Origin of the sequence: Nonomuraea sp. NPDC005730 (assembly GCF_040630865.1) — a bacterium.
Lineage (GTDB): Bacteria > Actinomycetota > Actinomycetes > Streptosporangiales > Streptosporangiaceae > Nonomuraea.
The window spans coordinates 216138-234148 of the sequence record NZ_JBEXYK010000007.1 but is presented as its reverse complement, the minus strand read 5'-3'; the positions used below and the strand labels follow the sequence as shown (position 1 = coordinate 234148).

Sequence of the window (18011 nt, the reverse complement as noted above, 5' to 3'; positions counted from 1 at the left end):
TCGGCCTGCTCAACCCGATGATCGCGGGGGCCGCGATGGCCTTCTCCAGCGTGTTCGTGGTCAGCAACAGCCTGCGGCTACGCCGCTTCAAGTGACCGCCAAGGCCCTGCGCCGCTTCAAGTGACCGCCAAGGCCCTGCGCCGGTTCAGGTGACCGCCAAGGCCCTACGCCGGTTCGAGTGAGCGCCGAGGCCCTACGCCGGTTCGAGTGACCGCTGGGCCCATCTGACGGCCGGTGCCATCGCGGCGCCGGCCGTCATGAACGCCAGCCCCAGCAGCAGCCAGCCCACGGTCCCGCCGTCGAGCACGAGCGTGGTGAGCACGGCCGGGCCGAGCATCCTCGCCACGGCCGTGCCGGTGCCGAAGAAGCCCTGGTACTGGCCCTGTCTGTCGTCGGGGGCCAGCCCGAAGCCGATCTCCCAGGCCCCCGCGGCCAGCAGCATCTCCCCCGCGACCTGCAGACAGCCCGCCGCGATCAGGAAGACCCAGCCGTGCGGGCTGAGGGCGAACACCGCGCACGCGGCGAACAGCACGACCCCCGCCCGGCGCACGGCCGTGGACGCGTCCCGCAGGTCGCGCACCCGGCGGGCCACGCGTACCTGGAAGAGCAGCACGCTGCCGGTGTTGAGCACGAGCAGCACCGAGATCAGCCAGGCGGGCCCGGACGTGCGCTGCGCGATCCACAGCGGCACCACGAGGCTGAGCAGCGGCATGTAGAACAGCATCACCGCGTTGATCATCGTGACCAGCGCGTACGGCCGGTCCCTGAGCACGGCCAGCCGCGGCCCCGGCGCGGCGGGCGCGGGCCGCACGGCGGGCAGCCGGAGCAGGACCAGCGCGGCCACCAGGAAGCTCAGGGCGTCGAGCGTGAACACCGCGACGTATCCGGCACGGGTGCCGACGGCCAGCGCGACGCCGCCCAGCGCGGCCCCCACGGCCATGCCGCCGTTGAGCGTGGACTGCAGCACCGCCCGCACGACCGTGCGGCGCGCCGGCTCGACCAGCCCGGCCAGCAGGGCCTGCCGGGCCGCCGACAGCCCGGTCTGCGCGGTCCCGTAGAGGCAGGCGACCAGCAGGAACAGCGCGAACGAGTGGACGAACACGAACGAGCCGGCCGCCACCGCGGTCGTGAGCGCGAGCAGCACCGCCACGCCGCGCGGCCCCCGCCGGTCGGCCAGGTGCCCGAGCGGCACCCCCGCCACCGAGCCGACCGCCCAGCCCAGCGTGAGGCCGAGGCCGATCTCGGTTGCCGACAGCCCCACGACGTCGGCGAAGTAGAGCGCCGAGGTGACCAGGTAGGCGCCGTCGCCGATGGAGTTGGCGAGCTGCGCGGCGGCGAGGACCCGCTGGGTTCTCATGACTTGTACGACTCCGGGGTCATCCGGGTGGCGACGCCCATCCTGTTCCAGGCGTTGATGGTGGCCACGGCCACGGTCAGCGCGGCCAGCTGCTGCTCGTCGAAGTGCGCGGCGGCCTGCGCCCAGACCTCGTCGGTGACGTCGTCGGTGGACAGGCGGGTGGCGGCCTCGGTGAAGGCCAGCGCGGCGCGTTCCTGCGGGGTGAAGAAGGGCGCCTCGCGCCAGACGGCCACGGCGTGCAGCCTGGCGTCGCTCTCCCCCGCCTGCTTGGCGTCGGAGCTGTGCATGTCCACGCAGTAGACGCAGCCGTTGATCTGGCTGGCGCGCAGCCGTACGAGTTCGAGGAGGGGCTTGGGGAGGGTGCTCTGTGCCACGAAACGGTCCAGGCCGGCCATCGCCCTGTAGGCCTCGCCGGCGAACTTCCCGAGTTCCATACGTTCGGTCATGTGCCCATTTTGGTCGCCCTCTTGTCCCGATATAAGCTCCAATTTCCGCCTAGTTGATTGGGCCAAGTTGGACGTTCACATCAGCCTCCGAGGGCGCGGTGACCTGGCCGCACAGGTCTACCGGCAGTTGCTCGACGCCATACTCGACGGGCGCCTGCGCTCGGGCGAGCGGCTGCCGCCGACCAGGGAGCTGGCCGGCCGGCTGGAGATCTCCAGGAACACGGTGGCGGTGGCCTACGACCGGCTGGTGGCCGACGGTTTCCTGGTCGGCCGGGCGGGGGCGGGCACGTTCGTGTCGGCCGAGCCGGTGCGCGGCCGGGCCGCGCCCAAGGGGGTGGTCAGGCCGCGGGCGTTCTGGCGGGAGCTCGGGGCGACCGTCCGGGTGCCGCCCGCCCGGTACGACTTCCGCGTCGGCGTGCCGGACGCGCGGCTGTTCCCGATGGAGACCTGGCGCAGGCTGGTGGCCAGGGAGCTGCGGGTGGGCCTGGCGACGTACGAGGATTCGTCCGGCTATGAGCCTCTACGTGAGGCTATTTCGCGTCATATCGGGATCAGTCGGTCGGTTCACGCGGGGCCCGACGACGTCCTGATCACCAACGGCGCTCAGCAGGCCCTCGACCTCGTCGGACGCGTCCTCATCGAGCCCGGCACGACCGTCGCCGTCGAGGAGCCCGGCTACCCGCCCGCCCGCCGGCTGTTCAGCTCGCTCGGCGCCCGCGTGACCGGCGTGCCCGTGGACGCGGAGGGCCTGGACGTGGCGGCCATCCCCCGCTCGGCGAGCCTGGTCTACGTCACGCCCTCGCACCAGTTCCCGCTGGGCACGCCCATGTCGCTGGCCCGCCGCGCCGCCCTGCTCGCCTGGGCCGAGCGCCGCGCCGCCGTGGTGATCGAGGACGACTACGACAGCGAGTTCCGCTTCGGCGAACGTCCCCTCGAACCCCTGCAGAGCCTCGACCGGTCGGGCCGGGTGATCTACGTGGGCTCGTTCTCCAAGACCCTGCTGCCCATGCTCAGGCTCGGCTTCCTCGTCGCCCCCGCCTCGCTCGGCCCGGCCCTGCGCGCCGCGCGGCAGCTCTCCGACTGGCACGGCGACGTGCCCACGCAGGCCGCCCTGGCCCGTTTCATCGACGAGGGGCTGCTGGCCAGGCACATCAGGAAGGCGACCCGCGAGTACGCCGCCCGGCACGACCTGGTCACCGCGACGCTGGCGGGGGACGAGCGGCTGCGCCTGATCCCGTCCGCCGCCGGCCTGCACGTGTGCGCCCGCCTGGCCCCCGGCGTGTCCCTGGGGCCCGTGCCGGACCTGGCCGTCGAGCAGCTCGACGCCTACTGCGGCGAGACCCCGGCACAGCCGGGCCTGGTGCTCGGTTACGGCGCGATCGGGCCGCACGACATCGTCCCGGGCCTGCGCCTGCTCACCGGCAACCTGAAGGCGGCCAACCTGAAGGCGGCCAACCTGAAGGCGGCCAACCTCAAGACGACGCCTGGTCAGTAGTCGCGCCGGCTCCAGAACCGCCGCGCCCGCTCGCCCGACAGCTCCGGATCGTCCGGCGGCGAGGGCTGCTGCACGATGACGACGGTCGTCTTGGCGTGACGGGCGCAGTACATGCTGGTGGAGGGCAGCAGGATCCTGCTCAGCAGCCGGCGCCGGCCGCGGCCGAGCACCAGCAGGTCGCCCTCGCGGGCCAGATCGACGAGGTGGTAGCCGGGGTCGCCGACCTTGCTGAGCGTCGCCACGCGCAGGTCGTCGGGCACGCCCCCGGCGACGTCCTCGAACACGCCCGCGATCACCTCCGCGCAGCGGGTCTCCTCGCCCTGCCGGATCGCGTGCTGCACGGGCAGCGCCTCGGGGAAGGGATGGACGGGCGCACGACTGACGTGAACGGCCACCAGAGCCATCCGGTGCAGCCTGGCCGCGCCGATGGCCCAGGCGAGTGCCCAACGCGAGGCCGGGGACTCGTCCACCCCCACGATCAGCCTCACACCGCCAGGCAGATCCTGTTCCACGGTGCCTCCTGGAAATGAAGTACGACCATAGTGCGCCAACCGGCCAGTTACCGGGAGGTGGCACTTTGCGAACTCTGGAGTCCTCCGCGAGCCCGGGCGTAGCATGCGGGGGTGGAACGAGGGTGGGTGCAACCCCGTCCCGCCCTCGACCGGCGGCTCGACGGGGCGCTTACGCACAGGCTCACCACGCTCGCGGCCTCTACAGGCTACGGGAAGTCGATCGCGCTCGCCGGGTGGAGCCATGCCGTGGGCGGCGTTCTGCACCTGCTCGGGCCCGCCGACCGCGACCTGCCGACGCTGGCGGGCTCGGTGGCGTCGGCGCTGGCCGAGGCCGTCCCGGGGCTGCCCGCCGACCTGCTGGCCGCGGCCGGGGCGCCGCTCGGCCCCGGCGCCGACGAGCTGTCCAGGGCCGCCGCGCTGGCGGGCGCGCTGGCCGAGGCGCTGGCCCGGCGGCTGACCAGGGGGCTGGCGCTGGTCTTCGACGGCGTCGACGCGATCACCGGCGCGCCCGGCTCGGTGCGTTACGTCGAGACGCTGGTCCGCGCCGCGCCCCGGCACCTGCACCTGGTCACCGCCTCGCGGGCGCCGCTGCCGTTCCCGACGGCCCGGCTGCGCCAGGATCACGAGGTGCTCGACCTCGACGCCACCGACCTCGCGCTCACCCCGTCCGAGACCGCCGCCTGGGCCAGGGAGCGGCTGGGTGAGCAGGGTGCCGGCATCGCCGCCAGGCTGCACGAGGCGTGCGCGGGCTGGCCGGCCGCCGTCCAGGCCGCCCTCGACACGCTGGCCCGCGAGGAGCCGGCCAGCTGGCCGCGTACCGCGGCGAGCCTGGCCGCCAACTCGGCCACGCTCGAACACCTGACGCTCGCCGCGTTCAAGGACCTGCCGGCGGGCATGCGGGAGCTGCTGCGCGCGGCGACCGTCCTGCCGGTGCTGACCTCCGGCCTGGCCGCCACGCTCGGCGCGCCGCCCGACACGCTCGCGGCCCTGACCAGCCGCGGCCTGTTCATCGAGGCCGACCAGGACGGCCACCGGCTGACCTCGACCAGCAGGCACGTCCTGGCCAGGCACGCCCCGCTCGACCGGCACGAGGCCCACGACGTGGCCGCGGTCGCCGCCCGCTGGTACGTCGAGCACGACCAGCCCGAGCTGGCCCTGCGCGCCGCCGTCGCGACCGCCCACCCCGACCTCGCCGCGTCGCTGCTCAACTCCCACGGCCCCCGCCTGGCCGAACGCGGCGACGTGATCGCGGCGCTCGACCTGCTGCCCGAGCAGGCCAGAGGCTCGCCGCCGATGCTCAGGCTGGCCGGCATCGCCGAGCAGAACCGCGGCCACTGGACCCGCGCCCACGACCTGCTGGCCCGCGTCGCCGACGGCCCCGCCTTCGACGCGTTCGTGGCCAGGCGGCTCGGCTTCATCGACCACCTGCGCGGCGACCTCGACGCCGCCATGACGATGTACGCCAAGGGTCACGCCTATGGCTCGCCGCCCGCCGACGCCGCCATGTGCGCCGCCTCCATGGCCTCGGTGCTGTGGCTGAAGGGCGACCGGGCGGGCTGCGCCGAGCTGGCCGACCGGGCGCTGGAGCAGGCCGGCGGCCTCGGCGACCCCGGCGCGCTGGCGATGGCCAACACGGTGCTGGCCATGCTCGCCGCCCTCGACGGCGACCGCCGCGCCAACGACGCCTACTACCTGCGCGCGCTGGAGTACGCCGAACGCGCCGGCGACGTCGTCCAGCTCATCAGGATCCGGGCCAACCGGGCCTCCCGCCATCTGGACGAGGGCGCCTACGCCGAGGCGCTGGCCGAGACGGAGGCCGCGAGCAGGCTGTGCGACCTGGTGTCCTTCGCGCCGTACGCCGCGCTCAACGTGGCCAACCGGGCCAAGGCGCTGGTCGGTCTCGGCCGGCTGGAGGAGTCGGCGATCGACGCCGCCGACGCGGTGGCCAGGTGGGAGGCGATGGGGTCGCGGCTGGTCAGCGTCGGGCTGGTCCGGCTGGGCGAGATACACGCGCTGCGCGGCGACCGCGGGCAGGCGGCCGCCGTCTACCGCCGGGTGATCGCCGAGACCGGCCCGCTGGGTGAGGTGCAGACCCGCTCCAACGCGCTCAACGCGCTGGCCGAGCTGCTGGCCGAGGACGATCCCGAGGAGGCGTCCGAGGTGGCCGAGCAGGCGCTCGCGCATGCCGGCGGCATCGCCGGGGTCTCCGCGCGGGTGGCCGCGGCGCACGTGGCCCTGGCCGCCGGCCGTCGCGACGAGGCCGCCCGGCTGGTCGGCGAGACCGGGCCGATCGCCGTGGAGCGCAGGGACCACGCGGCCCAGGCCGTGCTCCACGAGCTGCGCGCCCGGCTCGACGGCGATCCCGCGCAGGCCGACGAGGCGGTGCGCAGGTGGGCGGCGCTCGGCGACCCGATCGGGCGGGCCAGGGCCGAGCTGGTGCGGGCGGCCCTGTCCGACCCGGTGAGCGGGGGTGAGGTGGCCGTACGGGTGCGCGAGCGGATGCACGCGATCGGCTGCCGGGCGCTCGACGACCGGATCGACGAGCTGATCGCCCGCGCGGCGCCCGTGCCGGGGGCGGCGGTGGTGATCGAGACCATGGGAACGTTCCGGGTGCTGCGCGGCGCGGTGCCGGTCCCGCGTACGGCCTGGCAGTCGCGCAAGGCCCGCGACCTGCTGAAGATCCTGGTCAGCCGCCGGGGCGGCGCGATCAGCAGGGAACGGCTGGTGGAGATCCTGTGGCCCGAGCAGCGGGACGACGCGGTCGGGCTGCGGCGGCTCAACGTCATGGTGTCCACGCTGCGCGCGGTGCTCGACCCGGCCCACGAACGGCCCGCCGACGACGTCGTGGTCTCCGAGGAGGGCGCGCTGCGCCTGGACCTGGCGCACGCCGACGTCGACGTGGAGCGCTTCCTCGACCTGACCGCCGGAGCCGTACGGCTGGAGCAGGCCGGCCGCGCCGCCGAGGCGCTGGAGCGGTGGACGGCGGCCGAGAGCGCGTACGGCGGCGAGTTCTGCGAGGAGGACCCCTACGCCGACTGGGCGGTGGGCCTGCGCGAACAGGCGCGGCTGGCCTACGTGCAGGCGGCCGCCCGGCTGGCCGCGGCGCGCACCCGCGAACGGCGCTACGACGAGGCCGCCCGCTACTGGCTGCGCCTGCTGGAGCGCGACGGCTACGACGAACGCGCCCACCTGGGCCTGGTGCGCGTGCTCGACCTGGCGGGCCGGCGCGGCGACGCCCGCAGGCGCTACCACCTCTACGCCGAGCGCATGCGGGAGCTGGAGGTCGAGCCCGCGCCCTACCCCACCTGAACCAGACCTGAACCGTCCGGGGTGATGGTGATCCGATGAGGACGGTCATCGTACGGCTGGTCGAGCCCGAGCAATCCGGCGGCCAGCTCCGCGGGCTGCTCGAAGAGGTGGGGGGCGAGCCGGTGCCGTTCAGCGGGGCCGACGCCGTGATCACCCTGTTGCTGAACGCGGCCGGCCTGAACCGCGATCCCGCCTGAACCTCGCGCGAACCTCGGCTCGCCACCATCTGTGGTGAGAGGAGGCACGATGAGCGAGCAACTGGGGAGTGGATGGCCGTTCGTCGGGCGAGGGGGATCGATCGCGACCGTGCGCGCGGCGCTGCGGTCGGGAGCAGGCGCCATGATCGCCGGTGAGGCGGGCGTCGGCAAGAGCAGGCTGGCCGCGCAGGCGCTGGCCGGGCTCGACGGGTACGAGGTCGTGCGCGTGCTGGGCACGGAGACCGCGTCGATGATCCCGTTCGGGGCGTTCGCCCATGTGTTGACGGGTCCGCCGCAGGGCGGCGAGAACCTGCTGCGCTGGGCCGCGCGGCACCTGCGCAGGGGAGAGGGAGAACTGCTGGTGAGCGTGGACGACGCCCACCGGCTCGACGCGGCGTCGGCGGCGCTGGTGCACTACCTGGCCGCGGGTGGGGAGGCCAGGGTGCTGGTCACGGTGCGTACGGGCGGCCCGCTGCCCGCGCCGGTGGCCGCGCTGTGGAAGGACGAGCTGCTGACCAGGGTCGAGCTGCCACCGCTCGGCCGCGACGAGGTCGGCCAGGTGCTGGCGGGCGCGCTCGGCGGCGAGGTGGCGGCGGGGACCGTCCGGCATCTGGCGGCCGTCACCGGCGGGAACGTGCTCTACCTGCGCGAGGTCGTGCACGCCGGACGCACGTCCGGCTGCCTGGCCGAGAGCGGCGGCGAGTGGCGCTGGCGGGGCGAGCTGTCGATGACGACCCGGCTGCGCGAGCTGGTCGGCGCCCGGATCGGCCACCTCGACCAGGACGAGCGGGAGGTGCTGGAGCTGGTGGCGTTCGGCGCGCCGGTGGGCGCGGAGCTGCTGGTCGCGCTGACCTCGCCGCGCGCGGTCGAGCGGGTCGAGGCCCGCGGCCTGGTCACGGTCGCCGGCGACGGCAGGCGCGAGCAGGTACGCCTCGGCCACCCCCTGTACGGCGAGGTGGTCCGCGGCGACTGCGGCACCCTGCGGGCCAGGCGGCGGCTGCGGACGCTGGCCGAGGCCCTGGAGGCCAGCGGTCTGCGACGGCGCGAGGACGAGCTGCGCGCGGCCGTCTGGCGGCTGGACAGCGGGTCGGCCGCCGCGCCGGAGATGTTGTTGTCGGCCGCGGGGCTGGCCTGGGCCAGGCGTGACCCGCGGCTGGCCGCCCGGCTGGCCAATGCCGCGATCGAGGCGGGCGCGGGCGTGCCGGCGGTCGCGCTGCTCGGCCAGGTGCTGATGGTGCTGGGCGACCAGGACGCGGCGCTGGCGGCGCTGCGGCAGGCGGCCAGGAACGCCGTCACCGAGGGCGAGCGCGCCCAGCACGCCTTCAGCCTGGGCATGAACCTCGCCTGGGCGGGCGCGGACGCCGAGGCGTGCCGGGTGCTCGACGTGGCGGCCGACTCCCTGGCCGACCCGGCCTGGCGGCAGGAGGCGCACGTCTACCGGGGCGTCGCCGACTTCTTCGCCGGTCGGCTGGCCGGGGCCGCGGACGCGCTGGCGCGGGCGCACGCCTGCGAGCCGATGACCGTGCGCGGTGCGGCGCACGCGGCCGCGCTGGAGTCCTGGACCGACGCCTACTCCGGGCGTACGGAGAGCGCGCTCGCCGTGGCCGGGCGGGCCCTGGCGGGCAGGGACGACTGGGACGACGACGCCCCGCACGCGCTGCCGGCGCTGCTGGACGCGCGCTGCGCCGCCCAGGTGTTCTCCGGCCGCCTGGACGCGGCGGCGCGGACGGCCGCGGAGGGCATGGAACCGGCGGCGGCCGAGCTGTCGGTGTCGGGGTTCGGGGCGTACCGGGCGATGGTCGGCAGGCTGCGCGGCGACGCGGCCGGCGCGGCCCGCTGGGCCAGGGAGGACGCGGCCCGGCTGCCTCCCGGGACGCCGTACCGGGGGCGGTGCCTGGCCGAGCTGGCCCACGCGCGGGCGCTGCTGGGGGAGACGGCGGCGGCGCGGGCCGCGCTGGCCGAGGCCGAGGGGCCGGCCTCGCGGTGGGCGTTCACCCGGCAGCCGGTGTTGCAGGCCGCGGTCTGGGTGACGGCCTCGGCGGGCGACCTGGACCACGCGGTGAGCCTGTGCCTGACGGCCGCCGGGCTGGCCGAGCGGCACGAGCAGTTCGGGCACCTGATGTTCGCGCTGCACGACCTGGTGCGGCTGGGCGCGCCCGCCCTGGCGGCCCGGCGGCTGGCCGCGCTCGCCGAACGGGTGGACGGGCCGCTGGCCGGACTGTTCGCCCGGCACGCGCGGGCCGCGGGCGACCCCGCCGAGCTGCGGGACGTCGCCGCCGAGTTCGAGCGGCTCGGCCTGATCCTGTACGCCGCCGAGGCACTCGCCCAGGAGTCGGCGGCCCACCGCCGGGACGGCCGGGGCACGCTGGCCAAAGGGGCTCAGACCAGGGCGTGGGCACTGGCCAAGCGGTGCCCGGGGGTCTCGACGCCCGCGCTGGTCGAGCTGGCCACGCCGGAGCTCACGCCGCGCCAGCGGGAGATCGTCAAGCTGGCCGCGGCCGGGCTGACGAACCGGCAGATCGCCGACCGGCTGACGTTGTCCACCCGTACGGCGGCCAACCATCTGCAGGCCGCCTACGAGAAGCTGGGGGTCAACGACCGCACACAGGTGGGCCGCCTGCTGGCGGCACTCTAGGCAAGGCTCCTCACGGCACGATCGAAGAGGCTCCTCACGGCACTGTCGAAGAGGCTCCTTGCAGCACTGTCGAAGAGGCTCCTCGCGGCGTTTCAGACGAGCCTGAGGAGGCCGTCGTACAGGGCCTGGCGGTCGCCGTCCGTCATGGCCCGGTACGGGTCGGCGGCCCGCCGGTTCGTCTCGGCCTCGATCGCGGCCCGCACGGGACCGTCCTTCAGCGCGACGATCCCGGCCGCGGTCAGCCCGGCCGCGCGCCAGGACTCGGCGTGCGCGTCGGCCCGGTGGTAGCGAAGCGCGGCGAGCCGGTTGAACAGCAGCAGGCCGGCTGGGGCGGCGTCCGGCTCGTACGGCGGCGCCATCACCTCCAGGGCGCCGCCCGGCACGCGTACGGCCCGGTCGAGCACCCCGCCCACCGACACGGCGAGACCGGCCACGTCATGGCCCGCCCAGACGCGGCCGGCCGCCTCGGCGTGCGCGGCGTACAGGCCGTCCACGAACGCCCGTCCCGCGGAGGTGAGCCGCAACGCCCCGGCGGCGTCCCGTTCGAGCGTGCCCTCGCGCAGGTGGACGCCGACGCCTTCGGTGACGTCGCCGTACCGGTAGACGGCGGCGAGCGCGGCCGTGGTCACCGGGCGCAGCGGGAGCACGAAACGCAGGTCGTTGAGGAGGCCGCAGGTCAGGCCGGAGCGCTCGGCCAGGTCCAGGACGGCTCTGCCGGCGGCGGCGTGCACGTCGACGTGGGCCGCGTCGACGACGGGGGCGATCGCCGCGGCAAACTCCCCCAACTCCTGAAATTTCGGCATTGAGCGTCATTATGGCGCCGAATCCGTAGCCCATCAGCAGGAAACCGTAATCGCCTGGCTCCAGGGTGAGGTCAACCGTCCGGCGTCCGCCGGTGTTCTTCCACCGCCCGGTTCCTCCCTCCCCTGGAGTCCCTGATGTCCCTCCGTCCTCGCTGGGCGGCCCTGCCCGTGGTGCTGGTCGCGGTGTTCATGACCACGCTGGACTTCTTCGTCGCGAACGTGGCCGTGCCCTCGATCCGCACCGACCTGGGAGCGGGCGACGCGGCGAGCCAGTTCGTGGTCGCCGGGTACGGGCTGGCGTACGCCGCGGGCCTGATCGTCTCGGGGCGGCTCGGCGACCTGTACGGGCCGCGCCGCCTCTTCGCCACCGGGCTGGCCCTGTTCACGCTCGCCTCGGCGGCCTGCGGCGGCGCGCCGGACGCCGCCGCGCTGGTGCTCGCCCGGGTGGCGCAGGGCGTCGCGGCGGCGCTGCTCGCACCGCAGGTCCTGACGCTGATCGGGACGCTGTTCCCGGGCGCGGGCCGGGCCAGGGCGTTCGGCTGGTACGGCACGGTGGTGGGCCTGGCCGGGATGAGCGGCCAGGTCGTGGGCGGGCTGGTGGTGGCGGCCGACCCCCTCGGGCTCGGCTGGCGGGCGTGCTTCCTGGTCAACGTGCCGATCGGCCTGGCGGCGCTGGCGCTGACCGGGCGGCTGGTCCCGCGTGTCGCCGGGGCCGGGTCGCGTGCGGGGCTGGACCTGCCGGGGGCGGCGCTGGTCGCGGCGGGGCTGGCAGGCGTCGTGCTGCCGCTGGTCCAGGGCCGCGAGGAGGGCTGGCCGCAGTGGACGTGGCCGTGCCTGGGCGGTGCGGCGCTCACGCTGGCGGCGTTCGTCCGGCGGCAGCGGCGGCTGGCGGCGACCGGCCGGGAACCGCTGCTGGACCTGGAGGTGTTCGGCGAGAAGGGGTTCACGGCCGGGCTGGCGGCGGTCGCGCTGCTGTTCGGCACCTCCGCGGGCCTGTCGTTCGTGCTCGCCCTCCACCTCCAGGACGGCCTCGGCCTCGGCCCCCTGGCCGCCGGGGCGGTGTGCACGGCGCTGAACGCCGGTTTCTTCCTGGCCTCGCCGCGCTCGGCCCGGGTGCCGCGCCCGGCCGGCCCGCTGGCGCTGCTGCTCGGGCTCGGGCTGCTCCTCCAGGCGGGGGAGTCGCCGTACCTGGTGGCGGGCGCGCTGCTGGTGGCGGGGGCGGGGATGGGGCTGCTCATGTCGCCGCTGCTGTCCTCGGTCCTCGCGTCCGTACGCCGGGAGCGCGCGGGTGCGGCGGCCGGGGTGCTGGGGACCGTCCAGGAGACCGGCGGCGTGCTCGGCGGCACGATCACCGGCGCGGTGTTCTTCGGCTCCCTGGACGCCGGCTGGCCCGCGGCCACCAGGGCGGCCCTGCTCGTGCTCATCGTGGGCGCACTGGGCGTGCTGGCCCACTCGGTACGCCGCCCGCGCTGCCCCGAGCCGGCCCCGGCCATGTCCCTGGAGCCGAACCGCTGATCGCGGGCCCCGTACCGGACGTCAGCCGTACCGGCCGGCCGTGGGCGGGCGCAGGGCGGCGGCCAGGTCGTCGGCCAGGCCCGGCAGCTCGTCTGGCCGCAGCGTGGAGACCGTCAGCCGCAGCGCGGGCGGCGTGCGGACGCGGTTGCGGGCGCCGGGCGCGGCGGCCCAGCCGAGGGCCAGCAGCCGGGTGACCGAGGTGGTCTCGTCGGCGACCGGGACCCAGACGTTGAGCCCGCTGCGGCCGTGCGCCCGCAGGCCACGCGCGGCCAGCGCGTCGATCAGGCCGTCCCGGCGCCCGGCGTACGCGGCGGCGACGGCCGCGGTGTCCACAGCCTGTGCACGCCACAGGTGGGCGACCGCGCGCTGCAGCAGATGGCTGACCCAGCCCGCGGCCAGCCGCTGCCGGCCGCGCAGCCGGTCGAGTGTGACGGGATCGCCGGTGACCAGCGCCAGCCGCAGGTCGGGGCCGAACGCCTTGGCCGTCGAGCGGGTGAGCAACCAGCGGGTGGTCACGCCGGCCAGGGGATGGAGGGGGAGGTCCACCAGGCTCGCGCCGTGGTCGTCCTCGATCAGCACCACGTCGGGGCGGGTGGCGAGCAGGGCACGCAGGTCCGCGGCCCGCCGGGCGGTGACGGCCGCGCCGGTGGGGTTCTGGGCGCGGGCGGTGATCACCACCGCTCGTACGCCCGCCCGCAACGCCCGGTCGAGCTCGTCCGGCAGCGGGCCCTCGTCGTCCAGCCGCATCGGGACCGGCCGCAGCCCCAGGGCGGCGACCAGGTCGAGCAGGGCCGTCCAGCCGGGGTCCTCGACGCCGATCGCGTCGCCGGGACGAAGGTGGGCGTTCAGGACTCGTTCCACCGCGTCGAGGGTGCCGGAGGTGATCGCCAGCGGCGCGGCGGGCACGCCGTCCGCGCGCAGACGGGCGGCGGCCAGGGAGAGCAGCTCCTCGTCGTCGCCCGTGCCGTACATGGCCGGGCGCTGCTCGTGCGCCCTGGCGGCGGCGGCGAGCGCCTCGTGCAGCGGCGGCAGGAGGGCGGGGTCGGGGTTGCCGTGCGACAGGTCCCGCACGCCCGGCGGCACCTCGATGCGGATCTCCTCGCGGGTCGTGGTGGCCGGGCGCGGCCGGACCCGCGTGCCGCGCCGGCCCGCCGTCTCGACGATCCCGCGCTCCCGCAGCAGCCGGTACGCGGCCGCGGCGGTGTTCGGGCTGACCTCCGCCGTGGCGGCCACCTCGCGCACGGGCGGCAGGTGCGTCCCGGGAGGCAGCAGGCCGGCGGACACGGCGGCCTCGACGCCGGCCGCGATCTCGCTGGCCGTCCCACCGACGATCCTGTATGTTTCTGACACAAAATACATTATGTACTAACACAAAGCCTGGCGAGAGGGTTTCACGTGCTCATTCATCCCTGGGACGCGGCACGGGACGACGACGAGTGGCGCGCCTGGCTGGCCACCCGCGACTTCGGCCAGCTGGCCGCGAACGGCCCCGACGGCGGCCCGCCCGTCGTCGTCCCCACCCACTTCCTCTTCGACGGCGCCGCGGAGGTGCTGCTCCACCTGGCCAGGCCCAACCCGGTGTGGGCGGCAATCGAGCGCGATCCGACGGTCCTGCTGAGCGTGCACGACGACTACGCCTACATCCCCGGCGGATGGCGGACGGGCGACCCCGGGACCGGCGTGCCCACCAGCTACTACGCCTCCGTCCAGCTCACCTGCCGGGCCGAGGTGGTGGACGACGCCGAGGGCAAGGCCGAGATCCTGCGCCGCCAGCTCGCCCACTTCCAGCCCGACGGCGCGCACGGCGTCGTGGCGGCCGGAGAGGGGCCCTACCACCGGCAGCTGCCCGGCCTGCGCGGGCTGCGGCTGGCGGTGGTGGAGGCGCGCGCCAAGTTCAAGTACGACGGCCGCCACCCCGTCGAGGCCCGCGAGCGCGTCGCCGGTCTGCTGGCCGAGCGCGGCCTGCCGGGCGACGCCGGAGCCAGGGAGCAGCAGCTCAGGCGGATGGCTGAGCGCTGAAGCAGGTGCGCAACATGCGGAGGAGGACCCGTTTCTCCCGGTAGGTGACGGTCAGCCCGTAGTGGTGCTTCACGGTGATCCACGCCCGCGCGTACGTGCACCAGTACGACCTGCGCGGCGGCCGCCAGGTCGCCGGGCTGCACGAGGTGGTCGACGTCGATCTGCTCCTCGCTGTGCAGGGTCAGGCCGTCGTACTCGCTGAACCAGGTGCCGCGGACGGCCTCGCAGTCGAGGTCGGTCGTCACCGACACGGCGTCGCGGCGCAGGACGACCTCCCGCGTGTCGCACGCGCCCTCCGCCTCGGTCCAGGACGGCATGAACCGCTCGCGCGAATACCCCCTCAGCGAACGCGCCTCGGCCACGACCAGCTCCCGCAACTCGCCCCGGGCGCGGACGACCGAGGTCGGCTCGGGCAGGATCAGGGGGAGGAGCAGCAGCGGCCACATGGCGACGATCACGGATCCAGCACGAGCAGCCCACCCCTCGTTGCTCCTAGTATTTGACGACTCACACAGAGCGATGTCGATGGAGAGGGTCCCACATGCAGTCGCCGGGCGGTCCGGGCCGGGAGCAGGTGCTCGACTGGGTCGAGCGGGTGGCGGACTTCGTCTCCGAGGAGTGGGGGCTGGCTCCGATCACCGGCCGCGTCCTGGGCTGGCTCATGGTCTGCGACCCGCCCGCGCAGACGGCGTCCGACATCGCCGACGCCATCGGCGCGAGCCGCGCGTCGCTGACGACGACCATGCAGCTCCTGACGTCGATCCGGCTCGTCCACAAGCTGCGCAGGCCGGGGGAGCGCAACGTCTACTACCGGATCGAGGACGACGCCTGGTCGAAGGTCCTGCGCCAGAAACTGGCCGCGTTCACGGCCTTCGACGCGCTGGCCGAGGAGGGCCTGCGGCTCGGCTGGACGGACGAGGCCCAGACCGCCCGCATCCGCTCGGCGCACGACTCCATAGCGGCCGTCGCCACCGCTCTCGACAGCCTGTGGAAAACCGACGCGCCTGTGGATAACTAGCCTTCGGCGTCCGGATATTGGAAGACGTCGTCCAGGGGCACCCGGAACACCCGGGCGATCTGAAAGGCCACCTCAAGAGAGGGTGAATAACGGCCCTGCTCGATGGCGATGACGGTCTGTCGCGTGACGCCGACCCGCTGGGCCAGCTCGGCCTGCGTCATCTCCCCGTGCGCGAACCGCAGAGCCCTGATGGAGTTGGTGACCTTGGTCGGTTTGCCCATGCCTACAGGCCCCTCCGGTAGGCGACGAGCCGCAGCGGGGTGGCCACCAGAGTGGACAGGACGAGTGCGGCGTAGATGGCGTTGGCGATCCAGAAATGGTCGGCTTCCGCCATGGTCAGACCAAGGGGGACCACCATTGAGGCCGCGAGGACGACGCCTCCGACATGTTGGGCAGAACGGTTGATTTCCCTGTCTCGCACGTCGCTCTTGTGACTCTCGCTGGGCTTCACGATCTCGACCACGATACGGCCCGCGATCGACAGGACGATGCTGATCCCGATCGCCCACACCATCGGCGCGACATAGGGGACGGCGCTGAGGGGGCCGTCGCCGGCCCGGCCCAAAATGACGATGACGTAGGCCACATAGCTGCCGACCGTCGCCACGAGATAGACCCAGGCGCCCTTTTCCTCTTACGACATCACAAGAAGGGAAGGTAAAACAATCTAGACACGGTGTCAATGATTTCAGACTTGTCCGCCACTGTGGACAACTGTCCCCAACCTGTGGATAACTTCGCGCCATTTGCGTGGTGATCCGCGAGGCCCGGCGCATCGCCGCGACGAAAGAGCCTCCGCCGGGCGGGCCGGTCCACCATGCTTGCACCTGTCCCAGGACAGGAGGCCCACCATGCGCTACTTCCTTGAGGTACCCCTCGACGACGGCGGCACCGTGCTCGTGGAGGTCAACGAACGGCCCGGCGACGAGCCGCTCCCCGCCGGACGGGCCCGCGCGGCCGTCGAACGTATGCCGGAGGCGCTGGGCGCGGGCCTCCAGCGCGTCCAGACCTTCGCCACCGACGTCCTGCGCCACATGCGATCATGCCCGGAGCCGCCGGACGTGGTCGCGGTCGAGTTCGGGATGAAGCTGACCGCCAAGGCCGGGGTGGTCGTCGCCGAGTCGACGGGGGAGGCCCACCTCAAGGTCACCGCGGAATGGCGGAAACCTGAAGGCGGCTGACCCGGCTTTCCGTAGAGCGTGCGCAGGTCAAGCCTTGATGGCCGTGCCCTGCGCCGAGACCAGCCGCCAGGTTCCGTCGGGGCCGGCGGCGTACACGTGCGTGTACCGGCTCCCGGCACTGAACGTGCTGCCATCGGGGTTCGTGAAGTTCATCCCCGTACGCCCCACGACGATCCCGACGTCCCCGATCACCCGCACGATGGCCTCGTCCGGGAACGAGTCGATCTTCGGGAACTGCAGGCTTCCCGACGTCACCAGGTCGAGCAGGACGTCCTTGCCGGCGACCGTACCGTCCTCGACCCCCACCAGGACGAAGTCGTCCGTCAGCAGGTCCTTCAGGTGGTCGTGGTCGTTGGCCACCAGGGCGTCGAAGAAGCTCTGGTCCAGCTCGACCAGGGTGGTGCGGTGGGTGCTCACGGGTGTCGTCCGTTCTCGTCGATGTGCGGGCAACGAGGGTAAACGTTGACGCCGGTGACAAGGTCAAACCGTCAGGCCGCGAACCGCTTCAGCAGCAGCTCCAGCCTGCGTTCGTGCTGCTCGGCCGGCAGCCGCTTGCCGCGCATGAGCGTGACCAGCCCGTGCAGGGCGGCCCAGTAGGTCTCGGTGAGCAGCGGCAGGTCCTCCCCCTCGCCGACGTGCGGGCGCAGCCCCTCGACCAGCTCGCCGAACGCCGCGTGCAGGGCCGCGGGAGCCTCCGGCGTGGCGAACGGCAGGTCGACGTTCTGGCTGAAGATGACGTCGTAGAGCGCCGGACGCCGCTCGGCGAACGCCGTGTAGGCCGCACCGACGGCCGCGAGGGCGCTGCCGGGGTCGGGAGCCGCGGTACGGGCCGCGCGCAGCTCGTCCGCGAGGATCACGCACCCCTCCACGGCCACGGCCGCCATGATCGCGCCCTTGCCCTTGAAGTGGCTGTAGAGCACCGGCTGGCTGTACTCGATGCGCTCGGCCAGCCGCCGCGTGGTCACCGCCTCCCAGCCCTCGGCCTCGGCCAGCTCGCAGGCGGCCGTGATGATCAGCTTCTCGCGTTCCGCACGTTCGCGCTCCCGGCGCGCATGGATCGACATGCTCTCAATTCTAGCACTGCTAGCGCTTCTGTCGTTGTTCTGCTAGCGTCGTCCTCGTTTCTAGCAACGCTAGCTTATGGAGACGGACATGCTCACCACCATTGCCTACGGCCTCGCCATCGCCCTCAACCTCATGGTCGTGCTCATCGGCGCGCGCTTCCTGTTCGTCCCGGTCGCCGCGGCCGCCGGCTACGGCGTCCCCGCCAAGCAGGACGGCGACCGGGCCTACCTGACCATCAAGGGGCTGCGCGACGGCACGTACGGGCTGCTCGGCCTGGCCCTGCTGGCCTTCGTCGGCGCCCAGGCCGAAGCCTGGTTCATGCTGATCGTCGCGCTGCTCCCGCTGGGCGACACCCTGATCGTGCTCCGCAACGGCGGCACCAAGGCGGTCGCCTTCGGCGTGCACTTCGCGACCGCCGTCGCCCTCCTCGTCAACGCCGCCCTGCTCTTCGCCGTGTGA

The 18011-nt window shown here is 74.1% G+C and carries 18 protein-coding genes; 9 read left to right on the top strand and 9 right to left on the bottom strand.

Annotation, left to right across the window (positions count from 1 at the left end; genetic code table 11):
- Positions 1-193 precede the first annotated feature (193 nt).
- A complete protein-coding gene (locus tag ABZ444_RS13145; protein ID WP_357995248.1) occupies positions 194-1357 on the bottom strand; it encodes an MFS transporter in 1164 nt (387 codons plus the stop codon).
- Entirely contained in the window at positions 1354-1803 is a 450-nt protein-coding gene (locus tag ABZ444_RS13140) for a carboxymuconolactone decarboxylase family protein (protein ID WP_357995246.1), read from the bottom strand. Before ABZ444_RS13140 ends, ABZ444_RS13145 begins: the two co-directional genes overlap by 4 nt.
- A 67-nt stretch (positions 1804-1870) precedes the next feature.
- On the opposite strand from ABZ444_RS13140, the gene ABZ444_RS13135 reads away from it, so the two are divergent.
- Entirely contained in the window at positions 1871-3298 is a 1428-nt protein-coding gene (locus ABZ444_RS13135) for a PLP-dependent aminotransferase family protein (RefSeq protein ID WP_357995244.1), read from the top strand.
- Here the strand turns inward: ABZ444_RS13135 and ABZ444_RS13130 are convergent.
- The gene (locus tag ABZ444_RS13130; RefSeq protein WP_357995242.1) at positions 3292-3810 is read right to left on the bottom strand and encodes a universal stress protein; all 519 of its coding nucleotides are present in this window, start codon (positions 3808-3810) and stop codon (positions 3292-3294) included. The genes ABZ444_RS13135 and ABZ444_RS13130 overlap by 7 nt on opposite strands.
- Positions 3811-3921: 111 nt before the next feature.
- On the opposite strand from ABZ444_RS13130, the gene ABZ444_RS13125 reads away from it, so the two are divergent.
- From ABZ444_RS13125 to ABZ444_RS13115, 3 genes are read left to right on the top strand one after another with little or no spacing between them, the layout of a single operon-like run.
- Positions 3922-7119, top strand: coding sequence for a BTAD domain-containing putative transcriptional regulator (locus ABZ444_RS13125; RefSeq protein WP_357995240.1), 3198 nt, complete (start codon positions 3922-3924; stop codon positions 7117-7119).
- A gap of 35 nt (positions 7120-7154) precedes the next feature.
- Positions 7155-7316: a hypothetical protein gene (locus ABZ444_RS13120; RefSeq protein ID WP_185844989.1), complete on the top strand. Its 162-nt coding sequence runs from the start codon at positions 7155-7157 to the stop codon at positions 7314-7316.
- Between the two features lie 49 nt (positions 7317-7365).
- Entirely contained in the window at positions 7366-9951 is a 2586-nt protein-coding gene (locus tag ABZ444_RS13115; protein WP_357995238.1) for a LuxR C-terminal-related transcriptional regulator, read from the top strand.
- Positions 9952-10043: 92 nt separating this feature from the next.
- Here ABZ444_RS13115 and ABZ444_RS13110 read toward each other — a convergent pair whose 3' ends face one another.
- Entirely contained in the window at positions 10044-10754 is a 711-nt protein-coding gene (locus ABZ444_RS13110; protein ID WP_357995236.1) for a hypothetical protein, read from the bottom strand.
- A 135-nt stretch (positions 10755-10889) separates the two neighbouring features.
- On the opposite strand from ABZ444_RS13110, the gene ABZ444_RS13105 reads away from it, so the two are divergent.
- A complete protein-coding gene (locus ABZ444_RS13105) occupies positions 10890-12269 on the top strand; it encodes an MFS transporter (protein WP_357995234.1) in 1380 nt (459 codons plus the stop codon).
- 21 nt (positions 12270-12290) lie between these two features.
- On the opposite strand, the gene ABZ444_RS13100 is transcribed toward ABZ444_RS13105, so the two are convergent.
- Positions 12291-13628, bottom strand: a complete 1338-nt coding sequence (locus ABZ444_RS13100; RefSeq protein WP_357995232.1) for an aminotransferase class I/II-fold pyridoxal phosphate-dependent enzyme — start codon at positions 13626-13628, stop codon at positions 12291-12293.
- Positions 13629-13664: 36 nt separating this feature from the next.
- On the opposite strand from ABZ444_RS13100, the gene ABZ444_RS13095 reads away from it, so the two are divergent.
- Both ABZ444_RS13095 and ABZ444_RS13090 read left to right on the top strand, forming a co-directional pair.
- Complete coding sequence (locus ABZ444_RS13095) at positions 13665-14288, top strand: FMN-binding negative transcriptional regulator (RefSeq protein ID WP_357995230.1); 624 nt, start codon at positions 13665-13667, stop codon at positions 14286-14288.
- A gap of 541 nt (positions 14289-14829) precedes the next feature.
- Complete coding sequence (locus ABZ444_RS13090; RefSeq protein WP_357995228.1) at positions 14830-15306, top strand: transcriptional regulator; 477 nt, start codon at positions 14830-14832, stop codon at positions 15304-15306.
- Here ABZ444_RS13090 and ABZ444_RS13085 read toward each other — a convergent pair.
- Positions 15303-15527 carry a helix-turn-helix transcriptional regulator gene (locus ABZ444_RS13085; RefSeq protein WP_357974147.1) on the bottom strand — a complete coding sequence of 75 codons (225 nt, stop codon included), beginning with the start codon at positions 15525-15527 and terminating at the stop codon, positions 15303-15305. The genes ABZ444_RS13090 and ABZ444_RS13085 overlap by 4 nt on opposite strands.
- 2 nt (positions 15528-15529) lie before the next feature.
- Positions 15530-15913 (bottom strand): hypothetical protein, encoded by a 384-nt coding sequence (locus ABZ444_RS13080; RefSeq protein WP_357995226.1) that lies wholly within the window; start codon positions 15911-15913, stop codon positions 15530-15532.
- Positions 15914-16157: 244 nt separating this feature from the next.
- Between ABZ444_RS13080 and ABZ444_RS13075 the strand changes: the two genes are divergently transcribed.
- Positions 16158-16487 (top strand): CU044_2847 family protein, encoded by a 330-nt coding sequence (locus ABZ444_RS13075; protein WP_357995224.1) that lies wholly within the window; start codon positions 16158-16160, stop codon positions 16485-16487.
- Between the two features lie 27 nt (positions 16488-16514).
- Here the strand turns inward: ABZ444_RS13075 and ABZ444_RS13070 are convergent, their stop codons facing one another.
- Together ABZ444_RS13070 and ABZ444_RS13065 are read right to left on the bottom strand one after the other, a co-directional pair.
- Positions 16515-16904, bottom strand: coding sequence for a nuclear transport factor 2 family protein (locus ABZ444_RS13070; RefSeq protein WP_357995222.1), 390 nt, complete (start codon positions 16902-16904; stop codon positions 16515-16517).
- Positions 16905-16975: 71 nt separating this feature from the next.
- On the bottom strand, positions 16976-17551 hold the full coding sequence (locus tag ABZ444_RS13065; RefSeq protein ID WP_357995220.1) for a TetR/AcrR family transcriptional regulator: 576 nt from the start codon (positions 17549-17551) through the stop codon (positions 16976-16978).
- Between the two features lie 88 nt (positions 17552-17639).
- Here ABZ444_RS13065 and ABZ444_RS13060 point away from each other — a divergent pair, with 88 nt between their 5' ends.
- The gene (locus ABZ444_RS13060) at positions 17640-18011 is read left to right on the top strand and encodes a DUF4267 domain-containing protein (RefSeq protein WP_357995218.1); all 372 of its coding nucleotides are present in this window, start codon (positions 17640-17642) and stop codon (positions 18009-18011) included.

Excerpts from the sequence above, each read along its gene's own strand:
- ABZ444_RS13145 (WP_357995248.1), bottom strand. The coding sequence starts at position 1,357 with ATGAGAACCCAGCGGGTCCTCGCCGCCGCGCAGCTCGCCAACTCCATC.
- ABZ444_RS13140 (WP_357995246.1), bottom strand. The coding sequence starts at position 1,803 with ATGACCGAACGTATGGAACTCGGGAAGTTCGCCGGCGAGGCCTACAGG.
- ABZ444_RS13120 (WP_185844989.1), top strand. The coding sequence starts at position 7,155 with ATGAGGACGGTCATCGTACGGCTGGTCGAGCCCGAGCAATCCGGCGGC.
- ABZ444_RS13115 (WP_357995238.1), top strand. The coding sequence starts at position 7,366 with ATGAGCGAGCAACTGGGGAGTGGATGGCCGTTCGTCGGGCGAGGGGGA.
- ABZ444_RS13110 (WP_357995236.1), bottom strand. The coding sequence starts at position 10,754 with ATGCCGAAATTTCAGGAGTTGGGGGAGTTTGCCGCGGCGATCGCCCCC.
- ABZ444_RS13105 (WP_357995234.1), top strand. The coding sequence starts at position 10,890 with ATGTCCCTCCGTCCTCGCTGGGCGGCCCTGCCCGTGGTGCTGGTCGCG.
- ABZ444_RS13100 (WP_357995232.1), bottom strand. The coding sequence starts at position 13,628 with ATGTATTTTGTGTCAGAAACATACAGGATCGTCGGTGGGACGGCCAGC.
- ABZ444_RS13090 (WP_357995228.1), top strand. The coding sequence starts at position 14,830 with ATGCAGTCGCCGGGCGGTCCGGGCCGGGAGCAGGTGCTCGACTGGGTC.
- ABZ444_RS13085 (WP_357974147.1), bottom strand. The coding sequence starts at position 15,527 with ATGGGCAAACCGACCAAGGTCACCAACTCCATCAGGGCTCTGCGGTTC.
- ABZ444_RS13075 (WP_357995224.1), top strand. The coding sequence starts at position 16,158 with ATGCGCTACTTCCTTGAGGTACCCCTCGACGACGGCGGCACCGTGCTC.
- ABZ444_RS13065 (WP_357995220.1), bottom strand. The coding sequence starts at position 17,551 with ATGTCGATCCATGCGCGCCGGGAGCGCGAACGTGCGGAACGCGAGAAG.
- ABZ444_RS13060 (WP_357995218.1), top strand. The coding sequence starts at position 17,640 with ATGCTCACCACCATTGCCTACGGCCTCGCCATCGCCCTCAACCTCATG.